Origin of the sequence: Lacibacter cauensis (genome assembly GCF_007830055.1) — a bacterium.
Classification (GTDB): domain Bacteria; phylum Bacteroidota; class Bacteroidia; order Chitinophagales; family Chitinophagaceae; genus Lacibacter; species Lacibacter cauensis.
The window spans coordinates 333660-359653 of the sequence record NZ_VLLE01000002.1 but is presented as its reverse complement, the minus strand read 5'-3'; the positions used below and the strand labels follow the sequence as shown (position 1 = coordinate 359653).

The following is a 25994-nucleotide window of genomic DNA, read 5'->3' as shown; positions in this document are numbered from 1 at the left end:
TGATCAGTGATGAATAATGAGTGGCCACTCATTACTCATCATTCATTATTTGTTTTTTGTCAGTTGCACCGCACTTTCAATGGCCAACACCATTGCATCGGCGCTGGCAATGCCTTTGCCTGCAATTTCAAATGCAGTACCATGATCAACAGATGTACGCACAATGGGCAAGCCCAATGTAATGTTCACACCTTTCACACTATCCATCTGTTGTTTCTCTGCATTCCATTTAAAACCTGCCAGCTTAAAAGGAATATGTCCCTGGTCGTGATACATAGCCACCACACCACCGTACGCTCCCATTGCTGCTTTTGCAAACATGGTATCAGGTGGTACGGGACCTTCTACATCATAACCTAAGTTTCTTGCCTCGATAACTGCAGGTAGTATTTCTTCATCATCTTCGGTGCCGAACAAACCGCTATCACCTGCGTGCGGATTCAATCCTGCCACACCAATTTTCAGATTTGTTTTGCCTAAACGTTTTAATCCATCAACGATCAATTCGATGACCTGCACAATGCGTTCTTTCTTTACCAAATCACATGCTTGCCGGAGTGACACATGCGTACTTACATGGATTACATTGATATGATCTTCCACCAGCAGCATCGCATATTTTTTTGTGCCGGTGTAATGCGCATAGATTTCTGTATGTCCTGCAAAATGATGACCGGCTTCGTTGATGGATTTTTTGTTGATAGGACCTGTTACTGTTCCATCCACTTCTTTCGCCAATGCCAGTTCAATTGCCTTTTTCACTGCCTGAAACGATGCTTCGCCACACATGGCTTGGATTTTACCAAATTCCAGCTTTGCAATATCTGTGATGCCGAGGTCGTACACATCAATTGTTCCTAATTCAAATTTTGCATCCGCCACTTTTGTTACGGCATTCACTTTTGCATTGAGTTGCAGTTTATCAATGATCTGCTGAAAAACGATAGCATCACCTACCAATAATGGTTTGCAGATATCGTAGGTCTCTTTTTGCAACAATGCTTTTACAGCAATCTCGGGACCGATGCTTGCAGGGTCGCCCATTGTAATGGCTAAAACTGGTAATGTGCTCATAACTACTTATCCTTTTATTTCTTCGTACGACTGAATTAATTTTTGTTTCTCCTCTTCATCTAATGCCTGCAACGGCGGCATCACCACATCTTCACAAATTCCTTTGTGCTGCATCACTGCTTTCAATGCCCACAAACTTTCACCTAATGTTTTTCCACTTTGGTATAAGTTGCCATACACATCACTCAGCTTTTGCATGTCGAATGCTTTTGTATGATCATTTGCTGCAACTGCCTGCAGCATCTCTTCATATATCTCAGGCATTAAATTTCCTGTACTTGGTATCAAGCCATCACTGCCACCGATCAATGCTTCAGCGGACTTTGCAGCCCAGCCAAGAAAATGACCAAAATCTGCACGGTCTTTCCACAAATCCAGTGATTGAGCTAAACGTTCATCGCTGCGTTCTGAATCTTTTGTTGCAATAATATTTGGGTGATGACTTAACTCATCAATCAACTGCAACGGAATACTCATGTGTGTGGTTGCAGGAATATTGTAAATGATCACGGGTAGTGGCGATGCATCAGCCAGTGTTTCAAAATAAATCCTCATCTGCGTTTCGGTTAACGCATAGTACGAAGGCAAAGTTGCTGCAACAGCATCGACTGCATGATCGGCACAGAGCTTTGCAAACGCAATTGATTCGTTGAGTATGTTCGATGATATGCCTGCATACAAAACCGATCCTGCCTGTTTGAATTTTGCAGCCGCTTTTACATACTGTTCTTTTACGTCAGCAGGTAAGGAAGCCGATTCACCTGTTGTACCTAAGATGAACGGAGAGATATGATGCTGGTAAAAAGAGTTGAACAATCGTTCAACAGCTGCTTCATCGATCTGCAGTTGCTGTGTAAGCGGCGTTACAGCCGGAACAATCACGCCACTAAATTTCTTATTCTTCTTCATCAAAATGCCGATTTAAAAATTGCCACCGCATCCTGTTCGGTAATTTCTCTTGGATTATTTTTCAGCAGTCGCTGGATCTTCATGGCTTCACTCGCCATTTGCGAAATGGCTTCTTCTTTCACGCCCACTTCCCGCAAGGTTGTTGGAATGCTGCAGGCTTTGTTCAGTTCTTTTATCTTCTCCACACCAGCTTTCGCCGTTGTCCATGCATCTGTTTCACGTGTGCAGCCCAATGCAACAGCCACATCTGCATAACGATCTACTGCTGCCACAATATTATACTCCATTACATACGGTAATAACACAGCATTTGATAAACCATGCGCCAAATGATACATACTTCCCAATGGATAAGACAATGCATGCACACCTGCTGTGTTCACCGGACCTAAACAAAAGCCGCCATACAAACTACCCATCGCTACTTTTTCTCTTGCTTCGATATTGCTACCGTCTTTCACTGCTGTTTCAATATGTGCAGCGATCAAACGCATGCCTTCGTATGCAAACAGGTCGATGAACGGCAATGCAAATTTGTTGGTGTAAGCCTCCAGGCAATGCGTCAACGCATCCATTCCTGTTGCTGCGGTTATTGCAGGCGGAACAGATACCGTTAACAGCGGATCAACATATACAATATCAGGAACAAGGTATGGACTGATGATGCCTTTCTTCTGGTTATCTGCATCATCAACCAAAATTGCATTGGGCGATACTTCACTGCCCGTACCCGATGTTGCAGGAACACAAATCAATTTTTTCTTTCTTCCTTTCAGTAAACCTATCCCAACATATTCTCCCAGCTGCTGCTCATTTTCCAATTGTGCAGCCACCAATTTGGCAATATCCAAAACACTGCCGCCGCCAATACCAATCACCACATCGGGATTGAAAGGCGTAACTTTTTTCATCAGCGTCTCAAAATCGCTGAAGCTTGGTTCGGCAACTATGGATCTATCCGTTACAACATTTATGTTTTGTGCAGTGAGTTTTGCGGTAAATGCATCAATGATCTGTTGCAACGGCGTAATGGTTGCAATAAACACTTTTGTCGGTTGCAAAGCCACTACATCATCGATCAACTGTTCAAATGTTCCGTTACCCGTAACCAGTTTACCGGGAAAAAAAATACGCAAAGGAAGCTGTGACATATTCTTTGTTTAATAAACGGTTTCCTGCAAACTGTTCGATCCTATAATGGATGGAATATCTACTTGCTGGATGCCCAGTTTTTCGCACCAGTGCCGGAAACGATCGTATATATCATCTAATGTTTGTCGTTGTTCAGGTGTTAACTTGGTGGCAACTGCACGGCTGATAGTTCGCACAGGCAATCCTCTCTTCTGTAAAAAATATTTCGAACACATGGGGTATGCAATATGAATCAACGGATCCACTTTTGTCAACTCTTCCTGCAACCATTTTACTTCTTCCTTTTTATCGGGATTGTTTGCATTGTTCACCATCCACACCATTACTTCCGGATAAAAATTACCGGAGATAGACGACATCCCTTTTGCGCCTTGCTGCAGACTAAACGCTGCATTGGGTGTATGTGCATCGTAAAACTCCATGTTATTTGGCGTTGAAGCCAGTATATCGAGTTTACCTTTTACATTTTCGTGTGTGATGGATGTGTCTTTGTGATAGATCAACCGGTTTGCCGAAAGCAGTTGACGGAACACATCGTTCGTGATGATGCGTTTGTAAGGAGCCGGACATTCGTACATACCCAACGGTATATTGCCGGTGGCCAAAAACATCTGTTCAAAATTGCGGAGCAGAATGTCGTCACTGTCTTCTTCCTTTGCAAAATGACCGGTGATCATGATCGCCGCATCAATTCCAGTATCGTAAATCTTTTTGGTAAACTGTGCTTTATCGGCAATGGTCAACCCAAACGAGCCTGTTGCCACTACAGGCACACGACCTCTTACCTGTTTTACAATATGTGCGGTTAAATTCAAACGCTCACTTTCTGTTATGCTGAACATTTCGCTGCTGAGACAGTTGGCGAAAAAACCTTTTACGCCGGCCGCTAAATAAAACTCAACCAATATACTTACTACATCCAGATCAACCTCTGCTTTGAGATTGTATGGGGTGATCATTACCGGGACAAATTTTTTATCGGGCATAACAACCTTTATTTAATGCATAAATTTGACTTTATCGGCACGGGTTTACAATGTAGCATTTCACTTTTCTGCTGTACAATTTTACTGTTTTGAAGGACGGAGTTTGGTAATAAGTAAGCCAGTAAGGAAAATGCTCAAGGTTCCCACCACAATGACCATATTCTTGTGCAAGGGATTTTTCAGGAACGCATAATTTTCATTGAGTTTACCCGAGAAGGTCATCCACAAAATCACAATGATGCCAATGATAACGGCTGTTATGGCTGCTGCATTTTTTGTTTGCCGGCTGATGAGTCCAAGCAAAAACAAACCAAGCATACCACCGGCGAAAATGCCACTCAACTCCCACCAGATGTCGAGCAGGCTCTTTGCACCAATCATCGCCAAACCTGTACACAAACCAATTACGCCAAACACAATGGTTGATACGTGCAGCAAAAAGAGTTTACGTTTATCGGTGATATCGGGTTTGAAATATTTCTGATAGATGTCAACCGTAAACACAGTAGCCGATGCATTCATATTACTGCTGATGGTACTCATGGCAGCCGATAATAAGGCAGATACGATCAAACCAACCAATCCTGTCGGGATATTGTTCACCATGAAAAACGGTAATACTTTATCGCCATAATCGGCAGGTGCCAATGTTGCAGCCAATTGTTTTGCTTCGGGTGCATTTGCGGCTACGCCTAAACGTTCGGCTGCTACCTGTAGTTTCACCGGATCAATCAAACCGGGTTGTGTTTGATAAAATGCATACAAGGCAGTGCCGATGATGAAGAACAATAACGATGCAGGCACATACATCCACACACAAAGCCAAACGGACTTCGCTGCCTGCTTCTCCGTTTGTGCAGTATGATAACGTTGAATATAATTCTGATCCATCCCGAAATTATTCAGGTTGATGAAGAAGCCATAGAACAACACTACCCAGAACGTTGATTCGGTAAAGTTGGGTGAGAAACTGCCGAGACTTGTTTTATGATCTGCTGTTGCTACATTGATAATGGTAGAAAAACCGCCGGGTAGATCATTCACTACTAAAAATAAAATCAGCAACGCCCCCAATGTTTTGATGATGCCTTGTGCCACTTCCGTCCAGATCACCGCTTCCATGCCACCCAGCACCGTGTAAATGATAATACAGATGCCCATCACGATCATGATGGATTGCATACTGAAACCTGTGAGTGCCTGCAGACTTAGTGCAATACCAAAGAAGATGGAACCCATACGTGCAAACTGTGTCAATAGAAAACAAACCACCGCATAGGTTCTTGCCCACGGACCAAACCGTTTTTCCAAATGTGTGTACGCCGATATTTCACCTGTGCTTCTGTAAAACGGAACAAAATATTTGGATGCCACCCATGCAGCCAATGGCATGGAAATGCTGAACACAAATGCGTTCCAGTTGCTGCCGAATGCTTTCCCCGGCACACCTAAAAATGTATTACTGCTTAAAAAAGTGGCGTAGATAGAAAGACCAATGGCCCAGCCGGGAATTCGTCCCGATGCTTTGGTAAACTGGTCGCTGTTTTTATTCCTGCGTGAAAAATAAAAACCAATGCCCACCATGGCAAGCATGTAAAGTGCAATGACTGCAAGATCGATAAATGGCAAATTGTGCATCGTAAACCTCTCCCACCTTCTCCCTCTCCTTCAGAGAGGAAGCGGTGCAGTATATTTTGATTAAACTATTTCAGCTACCACATCATCACAATATTTCTATTCAACATTTTCAGATTTTTATTTAGTACACAACATTGTTGAAAAGCAAGGGCTGTGGTTAGACACTCTTCCTTTAGGGAGAGAAGAAGAGGGTTTAATCATCCGTTGTCTTCCCGCTTCCTTCTTTCGCTCCCGGCCATTGCTTATTCACAATTTCTTTCAACTCCAGTTTACTCGGATCAACCACCACATGCTTCACTTTCTCTCTCCGCCATGTATACACAATATGCACCAGTCCATCTTTTGTTTGAATCACCGATGGATAGGAATACTGGCTGATAGGTGAATCTTCCAATACCAACGCTGCGTTCCACACTTTCCCATCTTTACTCACTGCAACATTCAACGGCGTACGTGGACCTTTCCCATTTACCCATGATGAGTTTGGCAAATTATGATTGTACACGAGCAATTGTCTTCCATCTTTCAGTGTTACGGCATCGGTTCCTGAATTGTTATTCGGCAATGCTGATGCCTGCATGGTGCTCCATGTTTTACCACCGTCTGTACTCCAGCTTTCGTTCAATGTGGTGTTGCGGCTTCTGCAAAGAATCTGCAAACGGCCATCTGCATATTTTAAAATACTTGGTTGAATGGCTTGTAAAATTTTCGGATCGTTGATCGCATCTGTTTTCGTCCATGTTTTGCCGAAATCTGTTGTGAATTCGATATGTGCTTTCCAACCTGTTTTTTCGGTACTGCTCGGACAAAGCAAAACGCCGTTGATGAGTTCGGGTTTGTTTTTAATCGGACCTAAAAATCCTTCAGGTAATGCTTCCCGTTCGCTCCATGTGTGGCCGTTGTCTTTGCTGCGTTTCATCCAGCCCGTCCAGCCTGCAACGTTGGGGCCTATCTTATAAAACAACAACAACTCGTCATTCGGTGCATAAAACAAAACAGGATTGTATGTTGGATAACGTAATGTATCATTCATCACCCCATCAGCAACTTTTGCAGGTTCAGTCCATTTACCGTTTTTGAAATGACTTGTCCAGATGCACACATCCTTGTAACCTTCTTTCGTACCACCAAACCATGCAGCAATCAATCCTTCCGGTGTTTCTGCAATTGTTGCCGCATGGCTCTCAGGAAAGCTTGCACGCTCAAAAATGAATTCATCTTTTACAATTCCTTTTTTGAATTGTTTGTTGCGGATGAAGGTGTAGTTGCCCGATGCAATCTCCAGCACCACAGCTCCATCATCTTCTTTCATGAACTTGATGTCTTTGCTGTTGGCAATAGACAAACCGCTCTCCGTAATTTCTTCCACGCTGTTTGCAGGAATATAAACCGTTGCCGATGTGTTGGCAGGGATGCTGATCTTCCATTCAAATTGATCGACAGAATTTTTCCATTCACTTTTGATCAAACCATGAAAACTGTTGTACGATGCTTTTACAAAATCCAAACCTGCAGGTATGGTTGGTTTCATGATGATCTTCTTGAACGCCACATCTGTTTTGTTGGTGCGGATGCCAGCCAGATTTTCATAGAACCAGGTGAGCAGATCGCCGAGCAACATCACATGGTTCTGACTGTTCATACCGGGATCGGCTGTATTGCCATTCCACAATTCCCAGATCGTGGTCGCACCATTTTCCACCATATAACCCCAGCTGGGATAAGTTTTGTTGGATGCCATGATGTACGCCAGATCAGCATAACCATATTCGGTCAACCCACGCATGATCCATTGTGAACCGATGAGACCTGTGCTGATATGCCCATGATTTTCTACATGCACTTTATGCCTTATTTTTTCAAACACAGGTGCTCGCAACGAATCGGGACAAATACCAAAATACAACGCTAATAAGTTTGCAGTAACTGTATTGTTACTGTATTGCTTCAGTTTTGGATTGTAAAACTCCTGTTGAAAGGCAGTGCGGATACTATCGCTCAACAAGCCATAATACTTCGCATCATCTGTATTGTCCGTGATGTTGGCAAAGCGTTGCATATACGACAGCAACTTGTAATAGTAAGCGGTTGCAATCAGTTTACCATCCGTTAAACGGTTGCTGTCTTTTGCATGAATGAGGTTCAGACTTTCCGGCGGCACACACCAATCACCATATTTATCACGGGTGATGATGTAATTCTTCATGTACTTACTCTTCATGTACAGCATCCATTTCTTCATCGATGGATAATGTTTCTGAATCGGCGTAACATCACCAAACTGGTTGTATAAATTATTTGTAACGAAGAAATAGGCAGCAGGCCATGTTACATCATCGCTGTAATAATTCCAGAAGGCAGGCGCTACATCGGGAATGCTTCCTTCTTCTGTTTGACTATCTTCTATATCCTGCATCCACTTTGCATACAAAGTAGCATTGTTGAATACATAGCTTTCGCCCTGTGAGCCAACCGTACGATCGCCTAACCATGGTTGACGTTCGTTGCGTTGCGGACAATCAACCGGCATACCTTTGTAATTCGATGCAATGCCCCACCATGCGTTTTGATAAATACGATTGAGTGTTGCGTTTGCAGTTTGAAACGATCCTGTTGTTTCCAAAGCATCATACACCAGCTTTCCTTCAAACTGATTGATGGTTGGTGTGCCGGGAAATGTTGATACTTCCACATAACGGAAACCATTGTACACAAAAGAAGGTTGCCAACCCCCATCCCCTAAAGGGGAGTTACCAAAGGTGTAGACATTTGTGACCTTCGCATCTCTTAGGTTCGCTACAAAAATATCGCCGTTCGATTGCAAGCTTTCTGCAAATCGTAAAGTGATCTTCTCTCCTTTTTTGCCGTTGATGTTTTGCAGTTTGATCCATCCTGCAAAATTCTGTCCCATATCAAGGATATATTTTCCGCTCGCAGTTTTTTTAATGGAAACGGGTTTGATGGTTTGCATCACTTTCATTGGTTCGCTCATTTGTGCCACCATCTTTCCTGTTGGTGCTTCTACCAATTCAGGCTGCATCCATTTGCTGTCGTTGAAGCCGGCATTCGTCCAGCCAATAAATTCTTTACGAGCATCATACTCTTCGCCATCATATTCATTGTTGGTACGGATGGGGCCATCCACATTCAGCTTCCAGCTTTCATCACTCACAATCGTTTTCGTTGTTCCATCTGTATATTCAATTTCTAACTGCAACAACAGTTTCGGAAAACCGAATGTGTTATGCTTATGTGTTTTGTAATTCTGACGCATGGTAAAAAAACGGCCATTGCCCAACACCGTTGCAATGGCATTGTTGCCAGCTTTGATCTGCCTGGTTACATTATGCGTATTGTAGAAATAAGTTTTGCGGTAATCAGTCGGGTTTGGTGCAAGCACCTGGTCGCCGATCTTTTTCCCATTGATGTACAGTTCATACATACCCAACCCGGAGAGATAAACGGTTGCACGTTTTACTGCAGGCTTGCTTGCAAATTCTTTGCGCAGGTATCTTGCACTTAAGCGGCTCCATTGCGTAACACTGTCCCATGAGGATGCTTTATCGTAACCAATCCATTTTGCTTTCCATAATTCAGCTGTAAGTCCCGTGGAGAAGAAAGCAGTTTGTGCAGCAAGCGCTTTGCCTTTATTCGTCTGCACCAGCACTTTCCAGTAATAGGTTTTACCTGGCTTGAGTTCTGCACCCTTGTATGGTACATGCAAGGATTGATTGCTGCTGATGTTGCCCGAGTTCCACACATCACCTTTGTTCTGTTGCAGGTTTTGCGGGGTGCTGCTTACAAGAATCTGATAGCTTGTCTGCACCACATTTCGGAGATTACTTTGTAACTGCCAGCTGAGGCGTGGTTGTTTCACATCAATACCCTGCGGGTTCACCAGCATTTCGCAGCGGAGATTACTCACTGTTACCTGTGCAGTTAACTGCTGAACAGAAATAAACAGAACAAGTAAGGTTATAATTCGTTTCATTGTTATTGTGCAGAAAAGTTAAAGTATAAGTTGATGTGCAAAGCCCTTGAGGGATCTTTTTCGTAATCGTAAAAAATATTCTTGCTGCCCATTGGGCCTGTTGTTTCGTTGCGTTGTGTTTTACTGCCAATGCTGCTGATGCCATTCATAAATGAAATATCACCTGAAGGGAACAACGGTTCATAATTATGCCACTGATCGGTTTTCCATGCAGGTGTCAACAGTCGCAGGAACAAACCTTCAGTTTCGGTTACAACGGTGAAACGATTTGTTTGGGTAAAGAAATAACCACCATAGAAATTGGAATGATATCCTTTAAACTCCGGATAGATCCACGGCGCTTCACCTGCTTCGGTGTTATTGTACGTTTTAGTCCACACGCCAAACTGGTTTCCTTTCAAACGGTTTTTCCAAACTCTATAAGGACCATCGCCCATATAAGTGACCGATTGAATTTCGTTTTCAGGGAAAGAAAAATTGATGCCTGCGAAATTGGTAAAGTAAGCAGCAGGGAAATAATTCACCTGCAACTGTACCCAGCCCGAAGGATAGATCGTCCACTTGAGTGTGTTGTAACTTTCTTTTTGGTTGAAAGAAGATTCCAGCACAAGCTTGTTTCCTTCTTTGTATTGTTTGAATCCTTTAAAGTTGTTCGCTCCTTCCTGTAACACCGGGCCATTGTTAAAAGGCAATTCGCCCTTACTGTTCTTTACTGAAACTAATAAGCCATTGTTTTTATTCAGTACAACCATTACATCCTTTACTGTAACAGTGAGCAATGAATCTTTTTCTGAAGTAGTAATGATATTGTTGCCTTCTTTAACAATCATTCTTGCGCCTGTTGTTGCAGGACTACTGATCGGGAAACTCCAGGTAAACAATTCTTTTTGGTAACGGTCTTTCACTGTTACATACAGCACATCATAATTTTTCCAGTCTGCTGGCAAGGGAATTTGTACCACTCCTTTTGCGCCGGGTTGAATATCCGGCGCTGTTGCTATGCCTTCTGTTTCTTTTGATGTGGCTATATCAAAACGTTTCAGCTTCCAGCTGAAAGAACATTCTTTTGTACTGGTATAATGATAGCGATTCTCAATGTTCAGTTTTCCATCGAAACCTTCTGCAATTTCTCTGCGTTCAAAAAACACCGGGCTCCATACTTCTTTGATGGTATAAAAGCTTGTTTCTTTTTCGTGGTGCGGACCAACAATACCATCTGCTGCACGATGCTTATCAGTATCCAATGAATCGTTCTTATCTTTTCGTACAACAGCATTATCGGCAAAGTCCCAGAGAAAACCTCCTGCACTTAACGGGTTGTGCCACATCTTTTCCCAATAATCTTCAATGCCTGCACCATGCCCACCATCAAACTGTCCGTGTAAAAATTCTGTCGGCATAACAATGTCTTTTCCGTTCTCATAATTGCCGATACCATAATTGTACTCACGGTAATGCTGTGTATCAAAGCCGCCAAACAACTGCCAAGGGTGCACCACAGGCCGTTGTTGAATATCGAACTCAGTAAAGTATTTATCGAGCGCCAAATTGTGTCCGCCTTCGTTGCCGTTTGCCCAGAAGATGATGGATGGATGATTCACATCATGATCGATCATTTCTTTCAATAACTTTTTTCCTGTTGGCTCATCATAGTTACCATGCCAGCCAGCAAGCTCATCCATCACAAACAAACCAAGCGAATCACATACATCCAAGAAATGATCATCGGGTGGATAATGACTCATCCGCACTGCATTCATGTTCATTTCTTTCATTAGCAATACATCTTCAATGCTGATTTGTTTGCTCGTGGTTCTTCCTGACTCCGGACGAAATGCATGACGGTTCACTCCTTTCATTTTCACCTTCACACCGTTTACATAAATACCATCACGCTGTTTAACTTCTACGGTACGGAAACCGAATTGTTTTGTAACAGTATGCAACTCTTTACCATTCTTATAAATTGCAATAACTGCTTTGTATAGTACAGGCGATTCTGCATTCCATTGCTTGGGAGAAGCGAATTGATTCTTTACAGTAATAGCGTTACTTGCCTTATCCCATTGCATCGCAATAGGGTTACCAAATTTTTCATTAGCTGAGGAATACAGTTGTATTGTTACTGATTCAGGAGCTACGTTTGTTTTGATGTTGGCTGAAAAATTCCCATCTGCCTTTGCATTGATCGCCACCTGCTCTATATGCACTGCAGGCAACACTTCCAACCACACCGGGCGGAAGATGCCGCCAAATATCCAAAAATCGGCTTTGCGTTCGGCTTCATTCACCGATTGATTGGCTGAATGTTTGGCAACGCTTACTTCAAGTAAGTTTTCTTTTCCGTAGTTGAGCAATTTGCTGATGTCGTATTTGAAAGCATAAAATGCGCCTTGATGTACTTCCCCTGCAGATTTGCCGTTTACTTTTACTTCTGCATCGGTCATCACACCTTCAAACACGATGTTGATGACCTTACCTTTCCAGTTGACAGGCACATTAAACCGATGTTTGTACAAACCCTTTTCTCTTCCACGCACACTGTCTTTTGCAAAACCATAATCGTATTTACCAAAGCCTTGCAATTCCCAGCAGCTTGGCACAGCAATCTTTGTCCACTTGTTGGCATTCATACCACCTGTGCAAAAGAAATCCCATTGTACGGTTTGATCACTGCCTGTGCCGGAGAGATAGACTTTTTCTGTTGTTTGAGCAGATAGGTGAATGGTGAATAGTGAATGGTGAATGAAAAAGGCAATAGCAAGAATGTACTTGAACATCTTGCTGCTTATAAAGTTGACTGTATTAAATTCACAATTGACCATTGACCATTCACATTTTACCTGTAATTTTTTCCAGCTTCAACGACGAAGCCACTTTCTTTCCATTCACCCACACACTTAATCCTTTTCCCTTTTTATATTTTAATCCGTCCTTATCCCAAACAATTGTAACAATCTTGCCGTGATACAACACATTGTCGAGACAGAACCAATTCCATTTATTATCCGGCAATAAAGGATTTACTTCAATGGTATTATCCGCTCTTGGGCGCAGACCAACCAATCCACTGATGATGAGATCATTGAATGTAGAATGATTGTAATAGCGACTGCGTTCCTCATCACCCTTCAACCAATAGCCCGTTTTCTCATCCAGGTATTCACCGATATACGGACGGCCACGGTAGTACTGCGATTCAACATACGTATTCAACAAACTGAAATAATTACTGTCAGCCAAATAATCCTGCTGGTAATTATTCAGCAGGTTGGCCATGCCTGTTAATGTTTGTGCTGTTGCAAACGGCCATACCGCACCATCCCATTCGCATTTGCAGCAACCATGTGTGCGAAATTCAGGATGACTGCGATCGGCAGTGGTGATACCAAATGGCGCACAAAATGTTTTCGTGTCAATCAGGCTTTGCCATGCTTTGCTGTATTGCGTATCAGGCAAATTGAAATACCAGGGAATAAACCCGATCTCTTCTTTTACATTCGCCGCCGTATCTCCTTTCTCTTTCAACACTTCAAAGAAGGTGTGCTTGCTGTTCCAGAGTTTGGCTTGGGTAAGCTGTTTTAACGAATCGGCTTTACGGTTGTACAAAGCAACAACGTCTGCATCGCCTTTCATTGCTGCCATTGCTGCAATGGCTTTGGCATTACCGAACATATAGCCGTTGATGGAAGGCCGTGGATTTTTTTCCGTCCGGCCACCGCTGATGGTTTCTTCCATAGCATCACGAACATCATACTGCCAGAACAAACCATCTGCTCTTTTCCGTTCGGCTTCCCATGCTGCATAGTTGGTTAGCAGATCAGGTAACAGATCAAGCATAAAATTTTTATCGCCATTCACCAGGAAACGATTATAAATAGCATCTTCATTCCAGCCGCTATAAAAACGCAGTTTCTTTAACGGCTTACCATCGTTGCCCCGATACCACACCTGCAGGTTGTTATCCATGTAGGCTTTATCATGCAGCCATCTTGACTCATAAATATGATGACCTAGACCACTGGAGATGAGATTGTATTTATCCGCATAACTGCGTTGCACCAAAAACTCGGTAAACACAAATCCTTTTTCTGTTTTCTTGATGTGCTTACGTAAGGTCCACCAGCGGTAGTAAAAAATCTCTTCAAAATTCTGTTGCGGACATTCAAACAACGGAATATTTTTTTTCATCCACTCCCAGCTTTTTACATTGGGAATGGCCTGCTCAATATTCGGTTCTTCCATTGTATTGAAATAATCAACGTAGTGTTTGAACTGGTCCTGTTTTAATATCAATGGCTTTTGTTGTGCAGAAGAAGATTGCCACAAAGTCACAAAGGCACAAAGAAAAAACAGTTTCACGCTGCGATCGCTGCGGTTACGCTGCGAACGCTGCGAGATCATTACTCTTATAAAATTCATTCCAAGCATCACAGACTACTTGTTTTTACTGAATGAATAAAATAAATCGCTTCTTTCGCCTTAGCATCTGCACCGGGCAGATCGTAATCCTGGTCGGTTGGCGTATCTGCATTGGGGAAACGACGCACAGATCCTGTTCTGAACGACAATCGTTCTACAGATTCAACCGGCTGGAAGAATACATTCAGATTCGGTTTGCCATTGTTGATGGTCACCGTATAAAAACGTGTTGAGGTATTCAACTCAACTTTGAAATGGAGTTGTTCACCCGCATTGTATTTGCCCAGGCTTTTGTTACGATACCCCTGCTTGGTTAAAATACTTCCTGTTGAATCAAGCATTATGCGGAGTGTCGCCATCCCTTTTTTATCCAGCAATTCAACTTCCAGGCTACCGGTGTTTGTTTGATTGGCTGTAATCGTAAATTCAATCACCACATTTTTCGATTCAGGAAAAATGCGTTCTGCTTTTGCATAATCGAACGGATCACTGTCGTGCAGTGCCAATACTTTTTGATTGTTGTGCTGTTCAATAACTGTTCTACACCAAAGCGGACTATAGAGATTCCATTCGTTGAGTTCTTTGCCTGCGGGGAAATTATTGAATACATCGTTGACAGGTGCTGCTACTTTTTGTTTTACCGGAACTGCAATCCTGCTCACCCACATATCTTCTTTGTTCATGCTGTAGGTTACCCACATGTTTCCATCGGCAGGTTTCCCATCCATTTCCTGGATACCACGCACATATTGCGGACCATAACTTTTGTAGGCACCACCATAACGCATGGAAGTGATCTCTCCATTTACCAGCAACAGATTTCTATAATTCAATCCATCATCACTTACACTAATGGCCAACGGCCAGCGAAATTCAGAAGGATTATATACTGTTGCATATTTACCATCAGTTGTGCGTTGTCCCCATATCTTGGCATTGGCATTCACGAACCCGGGTGCTCTTGTTGGATTGTATTGCCAGGTCTTCCCTTCATCTTTACTAATGCTGGTCAACGAATATTTCCAGAGCGCTACTACATTTCCATTGGCTAAATGATAATAGTTGAATGCTTTAAAATCTTTCTGCAGCGGAATCAAGGGATCGTTCCGATCAGCCTCTTCTACTGTCTGCATCATTAATAAGGGTGTACTCAGAATTTCATCACACGCTGCGATCAATCCTTTGTCCTTCGATGATTTGTAAAACGGATAGATCGTATTCTTTTCATTAAAGGAATGATTGTACCGCAGAAAATAGATCGGGCCGAAACTTCCATCTGCTTTTATTTCACGAATCACACGGCCAATACCATTCCCATCATTCGGATCATCTTTTTGACCCAAAACAATTCCATAAAACGCCAATGCAAACAAACGCTTCGACTTGGATGTATAAAAGCCCATCCGTTGATGCATAACAGCATACGCATTCTTTGCAGTATCTGTTTTGCCGGGCTTTACAAAACCATCGGGTACTTTGTAAGGCGGAAAGATCACAACCGGATTGCTCCAGCTGTAACCATCTTTTGATGTTTGCAACAATGTTTGGCCGGGAGGAATATGTTCACCAACAGGATCACTTAAATATTCAAGGTAAAAAGTATTATTCCAGTACGCCAGCATGGGTGCATGATTGTAGGTCCATGATATTGCACCGGTATCTGCACGATTCGCCCGCATGGTTTGAATATTGTGCACACCAACAGCCGGCGATAATTGCCCGTGATGATAATCCACGTTCGACAAGGTTGTACCTGAATATCGAACTGTGTCCTGCGCCTGCAATGCTGAAGCAAGGAGTATTGAGCCAACGATAAATGTATTTCTAAATCTCATTTTATTATTTGCCACGAAGTCACAAAGGCTCTAAGACTTTGTGCTGCTTTCTGTCTTTGTGCCTTAGTGGCCTGTTTTCTTTATTAATTGCTTTACTGTTTTCTTCTTCACGGGAACAATTGTTCCATGTTTATGTCCTTCCGGTACTTTTACTTTTGTCGTTACATTTTCAAACTTCACAAAGTCTTTCGTTGCAACTGCTTCGTAAATTTTCTTTTGGTACGAATCGAAATAGATCAGCCATTCATCTTTCAGCTTTACTACCGAAGGTCCTTCGGTGAAATTGACGGAGAATGGTTTTGAAATATTTGTCCACGGACCAAGCGGCGATTTGCCAAATTCCACTTTAATATTCCGCTCAGGCCTGGTATTATCTTTCAGCACCAATATATAGTCATTCTTTTTTCGCTTTACAATCACCGCATCAATTACACTGAACTTCGGATCGAGAAATAATTTTGTATCGCTGAATGTTTTAAAATCAGTTGTTGTTGTTACGTACATACGGTGATTGTTGCTGTCTTCTTCAATACCCCGTTCAAAACGCCCCGGAATACAACTGGCCCAAATGATGATGTATTGCTTTGCTTCATCATCATAAAATAATTCAGGCGCCCACACATTCACCGTTGTTGGTTCATTCTTCATTACCGGAATAAATTGTTGCTCACTCCAGTGCAACAGATCTTTCGATGAAGCATAACCAAAACCCAGATCGCCACGCCAGCTGCTGGTCCACACTAAATGAAAAGTACCATCAGGCCCTTGCAGCATGCTGGGATCACGCATTACTTTTTGATTACCCACTTTCGGCTGTAAAAGAACTGTATCTAAATCCGTCCAGTTTTTTCCATCATAACTGTATAGCATCCGTAAACCCGCATCGGCCGGTTCGTGAAAGGAAGTGAACAGGTAAGCTTTGCTACTGCAAGAAGCCAGCAGAATTAATAATGAACAATTAATAATTAATAATTTCCTATGCATGGCCTATTTCTCTAAAATCAATACCCAATCATTCCCATCTTTCTGTTCACCGGGAGGATCGAAACTGGTTGTACCTTTTTTATATCCTTCAACAAGTTGCTGTTTGCCTGTAGCCGGATTAAACCAGTTTGCTTTCGTTGGCACAAACTTCAGCTTCGATACATCTATTTTAAAATCTCTTCCATTATAAACATAGAACATCGCATAGTTAGTTGCTCTTGTTGCAGCAACACGATTGTAACGTTCACCACTGTCAACCACCAATTCCTGTGCAGGCACACGATCGTAATACGATTTACTTAACATGAGTTTTTTCAAATGAACCATTTGTGTTGCACCTGGTGATAGAAGCGCCTGCTTCCAGTTCATGGTTACACCATAGTTCGCTGTCCAGTCGCCCATCTTATTAAACTGCATCGTTGCGTTTTCACCATAAGTAAAACCTGCACCACCTGCAAACACACTCCAGTAGGCGTAGCGACGCAGATCGCCAGCTGTCCAGCGAGGCTGCAAACTATCGTGCAAACCATGCGGAATATTTTCATACGATGGTTCACCATCCAATGTTGGCTTCACCGGTTTTAAGTTGTAATCAACAGCAATAAACTTCCAGTTGTCTTCACCATAATGATTGGTTTCGTTGCTGCTGGTATCCTGTGCATAATCTTTATGACCGCTTTGAAACAGATTAAAATCAAGCCATGCTTCGTTATGAAACCAATCGCTTGATGAAGTACGTCCACGTGGATGATAGGTAACCAAATGTTTCGGATCGTATTTCTTCAAGGTGGGACCAATCACTTTCCACACTTCCATTCCTTCTGTTCCCCGCACATCACCACCATTCAACCAAATAATGTTTGTTCGGTTTTTATAACGATTGGCTAAAAACTTTGCATACACTTCACCCTGTTGTGCATTTACTTTACCGGCTTTTACATTGCTGCCCCACACCGGAACCATTGCCATATAAATGCCACGCTTCGCTGCTTCGTCCACAATAAAATCAACATGATCCCAATAATCATAAGCAGCAGTATCGGCGAAATTATTTCCGGGAGTAACATTCGGCTTTGATGCATCCTCGTTGATCAATGCAAAATCGCCATACACGTTTTTCGTATTGTTTAGATCATGCAGCACCATTACCTGCACCACATTAAAGCCTTGTTGCTTTCTTGTTTCGAGATAACGGATGGCATCTTCCCTGCTGCATTTTACAAACAACAACCAGCCGGTATCTCCAATCCAGAAGAAAGGTTTACCATCAACTGTTTGAAAAAAGCGTTTATTGGCCGAAACTTTGAGTTGCTTCACCTGTGCGTTTGCAAACAAGGCAAATACTAAAAACAAAACTGTCAATCTGTTTTTCATCACTTATCGTCTTTCAAATTTTCTCGTTTCTGTATTATAGATAATGCTGCTCTTCCCATCACTCAGTACATACTCGTTGGCGTTGGTTGCTGCTACGGGCTTCATACCAGCAGCAGCTTTTAAAATTGCTGCATCAATTGTTTCAGGCAGCACAGGCATACTGCCTCCTGCCATCAACACAGCTATTCCAAACTCCGGATAATTATCGCCACTGTACATCACTACTTTGGTTGGATATTTTGTGCGGTATTCTTTTACGGCACGATACACCTGCTCAAAACTTGTTTTCTTCGGTTTGAGTAAACGTGCATGCTGACGTGGTGCTAAATTTTCTCCACCCTTTGGTGCATAGGCTGTACCATCGGCCTGGTAATGCCAATAACGGATATCGATGATATCAACGACTGCTGCATAAGCAGGCAATGCCAATATCGCATCCTGTACATCTTTGGTTACACTCAATGCAATTAACGGATGCTTGCCTGTTTCCTGTTCCCATTCACGAATTACATCGAGCCAGAATTTTACAAAATGCAATGGCCCTGTATATTCTTCACCAATGAGTTGAATGACACCGTTATTGTCTTTGAAGTTGGCTAAACACTGACGGATGTATTTTTTATGTAACTCTTTACGAACAGGATTCGACAGATCGTAAAACTGTTCGGCATAGAAAATGCGTTTATCACCTGCATAATTCACCGGCTCATTAAACCCGGTGTTGTTGATGTTGTTCGCCGTACGCCAGGGGAAATCGGCATAATGTGCACCTGCTTCAATAATGTTGTGCTGAAAATAATTCTGGTGCATTAACACTAATCCACTCTGATCGGCGAGATCAGCAAACTGTTTCAACCGGCTCCAGTAAAACAAGTTATACTTCGTTAAATCATATTTACTCAAACCATCCCAGGCTGTTTCTTTTCCGCTCCTTGCAAAAGGCAATTCATAAAACGGAGGCCATACTTCGCCATCCATTCTGCGTACACGTTGGTGATCATCTCTTCTCCTGTCGTACCACAATCCGTAATTATGTTCGATTGCAACATGATTCGTTGCTTTCATTTCTGTTACCACTTCGTCAAGGTTATCCGTTAAACCTTTTCCGCTGCGACCCGGAACAAATCGTGTGATATGCCATTTCGATTGCTGAATATCTTTTGCCTGTAAACCACCGCTCCACCACTGTACACCGGAACGTTTACCTGTTACCAATTCATCACCTCTTACCAATACACCGTTTTTAATTTGTAAAGCAGGCGCAAGCGTTGGTTTTACTTTCTGCGGTATACCAATTTCATCGATCGATTTTACATTACTGTATGCAATCGAAATTTTGTTTCGTGCTGATGCCTGTGCAATTAAATCTTTTAATTGCTGCTTTGGCTTTGCTGCTTCTTTTGTAAGTACCTGTGCTACTTCAACAGATGGACTACTACTTGCTTCTGTTGGTACATCCATGATCTGCGCCTGCGCATCTACATTTTTATTTAAGCGTTCACGCAACTGTGCATAGTATAGACTTCTTGGAGTAATGGTATTATTACTTTCATTCCAGTAACCATCGCCGGCAAACTGGCTCCAGCTGCCGAATGCCCAGTTTTGTGCAGTTGGTGGTTTGTAACAATCGATACGTGCTGCACTGCAATTCCAGAATACACTATTGGCTGCCGACCAGCCTGCTCCATTTGCATCCTGTCCTCGATTACCAAAACGCAACGCATTCCCATCCACATTCACCACATCAAACAAAACACCGCTTGCCCAGCTGTCGATCGCTCCGCTGAAACTGAATGGCAAAACCGATTCGCATTGCACAAATGCATTCGGGCCGGCTGCACAAAATCCTACAGCAAAATCGTGATAACCATACTCGGCATAACAACGCTGAAACAATGTTTGCTGGCCGGTAGTTAAAAATGTGTATCGACGTTGTCCGCCAATTTCTGAAACAGGTGCTAATGAAATACAATCTTCAACCGTAATTCTTTTTGAAGTCTCCAATACACTCACGGCACTACCAGCAAAATGCTGAAACGTGATTTGCCTTACCCAGCAGTCTTCTGCATTTTCAAGATTGATGGCATTCCAGCGATGGTCTTCATCTTTTGGATTTGCTTTGTCGTAAGTAGAAATGAGTTTGATATTTTCAACAGCACAATTCGTAATACGACCATTGTTATTGTAAAAAGAAACCGTTGCTCCACTATAGCTTGTATCAAGTGCTGTGGTGATTGGTGCATCAATGTAAACCGTGTTGCCTTCCACTTTTGTAATGGTACGATCGAAATACAAATCCCGTTCGCCCGGTTTCCAACCCAATGCAGTAATACCTCCACCGAAATGATCTGTACCGAGTAAATTAATCCAGTTGGCTGTTGAAGGTCGACGGATTATAATTTTATTGGAGTGATCTTTCAGATTGATCTGATCAACATGAAAACTCATTGCGTTTACCGGCACATACGCATCCGTAATTTTTAAACCGGTAAGTTCTTTTGCAAGGGTATTCTTCCCAACAATCTTGATCAATGCTAAACGTCCGGTTCCTGCACCAACAATGGTTGTGCTGTTGATACCACTGCCACGCAACACCACACCGGATGTTGTAATACGCAGCTGCCCCAACACTTCATGCCTGCCGGGCAATAATAACACCGCACCACGAAAACCATTTGCATCAAGCGGTAATTTGCTTACATAGTCAATGGCAGCCTGTATACGTGTTGTTGCATCGCCTTGCTTTGCAGGTACAGTAACTTTCACATCAACCATCGGTATCGGTTGTTCCGATGCTTTGTAACCGCAATATGAAAAATCAGGAATACGATTTCCAAGTTGATCAGGGGTATACATCAACTTCCCTTTCTCACTGTATAAAGGAGGAACAGGCTTTACCTGCTTTTGCGCAAGTAAAGCCTGTTGAACTGTAATAAGACTGATTAAAATTAAAAAACGATATACTGTTCTTTTATTCATTCCTTTCAAACTGATTATAAGATACAAAAACAGTATGTACTGCCGAATCTTTATTTCTTCACTACCGAAGGGATGGGTTTTACATTCTTTACATCCACCACACTGTTGAGATAGTTCTCGATGTTGCTGTAACCATTCTTTGCAATTTTGGCTGCATCAGCTGCATCTTTCGGATTCAAACCAACTTTCAATTCGTACGCATCCGGCATACCATCATTATCACTATCAACATAAGGCGTGCCTTTGTATTCGGGATAACCACCTACCTGTGCAGGATCTGTAATGATACCGATCTTGTAGGAGTCGATTGGTAAACGGCGATGCTTGAATTGTGTTTCCGGCAATTTTACATTCGGATTGATTTCCACTTTGCCAGTTGTTGCTTCTTTTACAATCCGTGCATCCACCGCATCACGTTTTGGCAAGGTTGCCCCGGCATTTGCCAATACATATTTTCTTGCTTCTTCAGCAGACAGAATAGTAACAGGCGCCATTGGCAACGGCTTGTTCACCTTCATAAAATCTTTGTATTTACCGGCGTCTCGTTCTTCTTCAACCTGTACACCACCGTTCCAGTTATCTTTTGTGATCTCCGGATAACCTTCCATAATATTGCCATTTACATAAGAACGTCCGTAATATTTTTCTTTGAGTTTGCTTCGTCCGCTTTCGGGCTTGAGAATACGGTGACCAACCGGCGTATTTTTGGGAGTAGCCGGCCCCGGTTTGAAATAATTGTTGATGATGTTGAACTGTGCACGGTAATCACCACCATCAATACTGCGATGTACCCAGTTGTACACCACGTTGTTTGCAAAGTTGAACACACCATTCCAGCCAACAGATGGATTACGGCCTGCATTGTTTGCCCAGAGATTACGCATGAAGGTGCAATTCTCTCCACCCAACGTACTGCCAAATGCATGGTTCCAGGTATCGAGCGCTTCACCAAAAATTGAATTCTGAATAGTGATATTCACCGTGCCGAATTTATCTTCAATCTTTCCTGTGCTGTCGTTGTACATGTGGCGATACATACTCATGTTTTCATCCAGGCCCCATGTTGCACTTACATGATCTATGATGATATTGCCGATGGGATTACCACCGATGGCATCATCTCTACGTCCCACCCATGTTTCACCACGACGGAAACGCATGTAACGAATGATCACATCATGTGTATTGATCCACACACTTTCGCCTGCTATACATACACCATCACCCGGTGCTGTTTGTCCGGCAATCGTAATATAAGGAGCACGAATGATCAACGGTGTTTGTAAACGAATAATACCTGCAACATTGAATACAATAATTCTTGCACCACCCTGTTCACAAGCCCAACGTAAGCTACCCGGACCATCATCATTTAAGTTTGTTACAACATACACCTTACCACCACGGCCACCAAAGCTGTATTTACCTCCACCTTCTGCACCTGGAAAGGCTAAAATATCCGATTGAGGTAATTCATCATATCGTGAAGCCCAAGGGATATATGGCTTGCCTTCTTTTGCCTGTTGTTGAATAATAGGCCATGCCACTTGCCATGCTGAATCGGAATGCTTATTGGCAGCACGCATCAATGAATCTGATTTCTGTTGAACATCTTTAGGGATATCAGGATACTGGGCAACTACACTTCCTGCTGCCACTAAGCAAACTGCTGCTGTGTAAATTCTCTTACGAAGGAAATTCATGTTATTAATTTATACTTATTATTGACGATTTCTTACACTGTAACCTGCGCTAACGAAAAGAGAAAGTGATAACACTTTCTCTTTTCAATGATTGTGTTATACAAAAACTATTTCTGCACTTTTACATCTACTTCAATCTGCGTCGTCTTGCTGGGTGAATCGCCATTTAAAAAGCGGATAAGAATGGCTCCGAACTTGCCGGTGACTGTTCGAAAACCGATTACATTGTTACCGGCAGTTGTATTGATTGCAGTAACCTTTGAAGATGTTCCCGAGGTCATATTACCACCAATCAATGTTTGAATGGCTCCCGAAGAAGTTAACCCTGTGACAAAATTTACCGAACTTGGCATTTTCTTTAATAAGGTTGCATTTTTCGTCCAAGATGTTTGCGATACATCGTTAAAGGCTATTTGTGATTGAGGTGCATTTAAAGCATACAAACAATGTTTTAAATCATCGGTTGTAGAAGCTGTTCCTCTGCCTGTCGTATCCCAATAATAACCAAAATCAATTGAAGCTGAGTTACCCGGACCATCGGCATAGCTGTACACTTTACCATCTTTTGTAGAGTAATAACATTTATTGGTTTGAGTAAGTGAATCCGGCACCTGTAAAATTCTATACGACCAAAAATCAAAATCGGGTTTTACAGTAACCTTCAACTGCTTACCACCATCACCCATAAATACACCACGGGCATCACGTGCGAGTACACGGTAAGTATATACTCCAGCAGCGCTGTCTGCCCTGTAGCCTTTTATTGTTGAAAAGCTACGTTTTTTATCGGCTGTGTTTAATTGAAAGGTATCAATTCGTGAACCATTTCGTTGTATCTCAATATACGCCATGTCGTTGGGCGACGAAATGGTAAAATTGAGATAAATGCTGTCCTTTGGATTTAACTCTACGTTACCGGTTAGATCTTTAGCGGTATTTTGTTTATACTCAACCGTTACATAGTATGTATCAACCGGGTTTACCTTTTTTTCGCATGCAGATAACAATAAGCCCGCTGCAAAAATCCCTGTCAAATATTTTTTCATTGCTGTAGTTATTTTAGTTTAAGACTTACTGTAATGGATCAAATGTTCCGTTTACCCAACCTTGTGTTTGCTCAATAAAGAAATTTTGGCTGAACCAGTTTGGCAGGGCATAGAAATAATACTTACTGGGTATGCTTATTACGTTGGAACCTTCAATACTTGCAACTGTTCCCGGTACGGTAAATACAGTTGTATAAGATGCAAGATTGTTGATATTTACTGTATCTCTTGGTCTTTGTCCAAGAGCATTCGGAACATCAAGATAAATACGTCCTGCAACCGGTCCGCTTCCAGGAAGTGCACCTGCGAAATAGGGAGATTTAGGCGCAAGTTTATACGATTGTCTTGCAGCAATCAAAGAAAGATTTCTTGTTCTTCTTAAATCTGCATAACGTTTTCCCTCCATTGCAAACTCAATCTGGCGCTCGTTTAAAAGTAAGTTACGCATGCTTGCAGCATCTGTAGCAATACTCAACCCATAATCGAAAGAACCCGCTGCTATACCAGCACGCTGGCGTATGGTACGTACATAATTTTTGGCTTCTGCCAAACGTCCTGTTTCGTTCGCACACTCGGCTAAATTTAAAATCACCTCGGCAAATCGCATTTCAACCCAATCCATACCACTGCCACCACCTGTACTGGAAACATACTGGGCTTGTGTTGGCGTAAGGGTTGTATTGCAAAATCTGCGGTTATAAAAACCTGTTACAATAGAAGAAGATGTTTCATCAATAACCCCATTGTATTGCCATTGTCTGCGGGTTGCTTTACCACTTAATGCCCAAAGTGCACCATTGTACGCAATAGTTGCATCAAAACGAGGATCTCTGTTTTGCCAAAACTGGTTAGCGTTGTATCCCGATGAGGCATGTGTAATAGGTAAACCATCGGCCATAGTATAAGCCTGCACCAAGTTCCAGGTAGGTTGAAAAGAACCACTGCCACTGGGCGATTCGGAACTTGGACGTGTGATGGCTTCGATATTTGTTCCCCAATCTCTTGTGGTTGTATATTTTCTTACAATCATTACCTCCCGATGATCTTCCGTTAAGAAAATATCGGCGTAACGTGCAATTAAACCGTAGCCATCTGCAATACATTGGTCATAGGCAGTTTTATTAGCCTGGTAAGCATCTTCCCAACGACTGGCTATATTCGTAGGGTTAAACTGTGGGCTGGCCCAGTACAGTAGTGTTTTACCTTTCATTGCCAACGCTGTACCACGAGTGATACGGCCTGCTTCTGCTGCTGGCCAGGTGGCAGGTAAATTTGCAGCCGCTGAATCAAAATCACGCACAATTGCAGCAATACATTCGCTTGTTTTCGAACGTGGTGTAGTTGGTATCCCCTCGTTGGTAAGCTCTTGCACTTTTAACACCAACGGAATACCGCCATACAAGCTTACCATACGGAAATAGACATAAGCACGTAAAAAGTAAAATTGTCCTTTCAGGCTACGTTTGGTTGCATCCGAAATTGCTTTACTCGAATCAATACCTTCCAATGCAAGGTTACAACGTCTGATATCGAAATAGCGGTTGGTTGTAATACCATTACCTGTACCTAAGTCAGTAACTGAGTTTTCTACCAACGTTCCATAGAGAAAGCCCGTGTTACCGCCATTCATTTCATCGGATGTGATATGAATATTACCTGGCGCTGTACCGGGTGCCGGCCATTGCGGAATAATTAAACCATATGTGCGGTTCAGGAAAAGACCAACAGCACCTTCATCTTCCCAAATTCTTGAATCGATACCCTGAGGGTCTTTGATATCAAAAAATTCAGCGTCTTTTTTGCAGGAAGAAAGTGTTGTAGACAACAGCAGTATCGCTGCAAGTATAAAAGAACCTGTATATTTTATCTGCTTCATTGTGTATTCGTTTTGTATTGTTACC

At 42.5% G+C, this 25994-nt stretch carries 15 protein-coding genes; all 15 read right to left on the bottom strand.

Going from position 1 to position 25994, the window contains the following annotated elements; translation table 11 throughout:
• Positions 1 to 45 precede the first annotated feature (45 nt).
• Positions 46 to 1074: a 4-hydroxythreonine-4-phosphate dehydrogenase PdxA gene (gene pdxA, locus IQ13_RS01530; protein ID WP_144883814.1), complete on the bottom strand. Its 1029-nt coding sequence runs from the start codon at positions 1072 to 1074 to the stop codon at positions 46 to 48.
• Positions 1075 to 1080: 6 nt separating this feature from the next.
• Entirely contained in the window at positions 1081 to 1983 is a 903-nt protein-coding gene (locus IQ13_RS01525; protein ID WP_144883812.1) for a dihydrodipicolinate synthase family protein, read from the bottom strand.
• Positions 1983 to 3134 carry an iron-containing alcohol dehydrogenase gene (locus tag IQ13_RS01520; protein WP_144883810.1) on the bottom strand — a complete coding sequence of 384 codons (1152 nt, stop codon included), beginning with the start codon at positions 3132 to 3134 and terminating at the stop codon, positions 1983 to 1985. Before IQ13_RS01520 ends, IQ13_RS01525 begins: the two co-directional genes overlap by 1 nt.
• A 9-nt stretch (positions 3135 to 3143) precedes the next feature.
• Complete coding sequence (locus IQ13_RS01515; protein WP_144883808.1) at positions 3144 to 4121, bottom strand: dihydrodipicolinate synthase family protein; 978 nt, start codon at positions 4119 to 4121, stop codon at positions 3144 to 3146.
• An 81-nt stretch (positions 4122 to 4202) separates the two neighbouring features.
• On the bottom strand, positions 4203 to 5759 hold the full coding sequence (locus tag IQ13_RS01510; RefSeq protein ID WP_144883806.1) for a sodium:solute symporter family protein: 1557 nt from the start codon (positions 5757 to 5759) through the stop codon (positions 4203 to 4205).
• 193 nt (positions 5760 to 5952) lie between these two features.
• A complete protein-coding gene (locus tag IQ13_RS01505) occupies positions 5953 to 9750 on the bottom strand; it encodes a family 78 glycoside hydrolase catalytic domain (protein ID WP_144883804.1) in 3798 nt (1265 codons plus the stop codon).
• A 2-nt stretch (positions 9751 to 9752) separates the two neighbouring features.
• Positions 9753 to 12530: a glycoside hydrolase family 2 protein gene (locus IQ13_RS01500; RefSeq protein WP_144883802.1), complete on the bottom strand. Its 2778-nt coding sequence runs from the start codon at positions 12528 to 12530 to the stop codon at positions 9753 to 9755.
• Positions 12531 to 12582: 52 nt separating this feature from the next.
• Entirely contained in the window at positions 12583 to 14181 is a 1599-nt protein-coding gene (locus tag IQ13_RS01495) for an MGH1-like glycoside hydrolase domain-containing protein (RefSeq protein ID WP_242009480.1), read from the bottom strand.
• Positions 14181 to 16007 carry a sialidase family protein gene (locus IQ13_RS01490; protein WP_144883800.1) on the bottom strand — a complete coding sequence of 609 codons (1827 nt, stop codon included), beginning with the start codon at positions 16005 to 16007 and terminating at the stop codon, positions 14181 to 14183. The genes IQ13_RS01495 and IQ13_RS01490 overlap by 1 nt, the downstream gene beginning before the upstream one ends.
• A 63-nt stretch (positions 16008 to 16070) precedes the next feature.
• Complete coding sequence (locus IQ13_RS01485; protein ID WP_144883798.1) at positions 16071 to 16991, bottom strand: glycoside hydrolase family 43 protein; 921 nt, start codon at positions 16989 to 16991, stop codon at positions 16071 to 16073.
• Positions 16992 to 16994: 3 nt separating this feature from the next.
• Positions 16995 to 18365, bottom strand: a complete 1371-nt coding sequence (locus IQ13_RS01480; RefSeq protein WP_144883796.1) for a glycoside hydrolase family 140 protein — start codon at positions 18363 to 18365, stop codon at positions 16995 to 16997.
• Between the two features lie 3 nt (positions 18366 to 18368).
• On the bottom strand, positions 18369 to 21344 hold the full coding sequence (locus IQ13_RS01475; protein ID WP_144883794.1) for a DUF6298 domain-containing protein: 2976 nt from the start codon (positions 21342 to 21344) through the stop codon (positions 18369 to 18371).
• A 50-nt stretch (positions 21345 to 21394) separates the two neighbouring features.
• Positions 21395 to 23047 carry a pectate lyase family protein gene (locus tag IQ13_RS01470; protein ID WP_242009448.1) on the bottom strand — a complete coding sequence of 551 codons (1653 nt, stop codon included), beginning with the start codon at positions 23045 to 23047 and terminating at the stop codon, positions 21395 to 21397.
• A gap of 107 nt (positions 23048 to 23154) precedes the next feature.
• Positions 23155 to 24093, bottom strand: a complete 939-nt coding sequence (locus IQ13_RS01465) for a hypothetical protein (RefSeq protein WP_144883792.1) — start codon at positions 24091 to 24093, stop codon at positions 23155 to 23157.
• Between the two features lie 25 nt (positions 24094 to 24118).
• On the bottom strand, positions 24119 to 25969 hold the full coding sequence (locus IQ13_RS01460) for a RagB/SusD family nutrient uptake outer membrane protein (RefSeq protein ID WP_158637277.1): 1851 nt from the start codon (positions 25967 to 25969) through the stop codon (positions 24119 to 24121).
• Positions 25970 to 25994 lie beyond the last annotated feature (25 nt).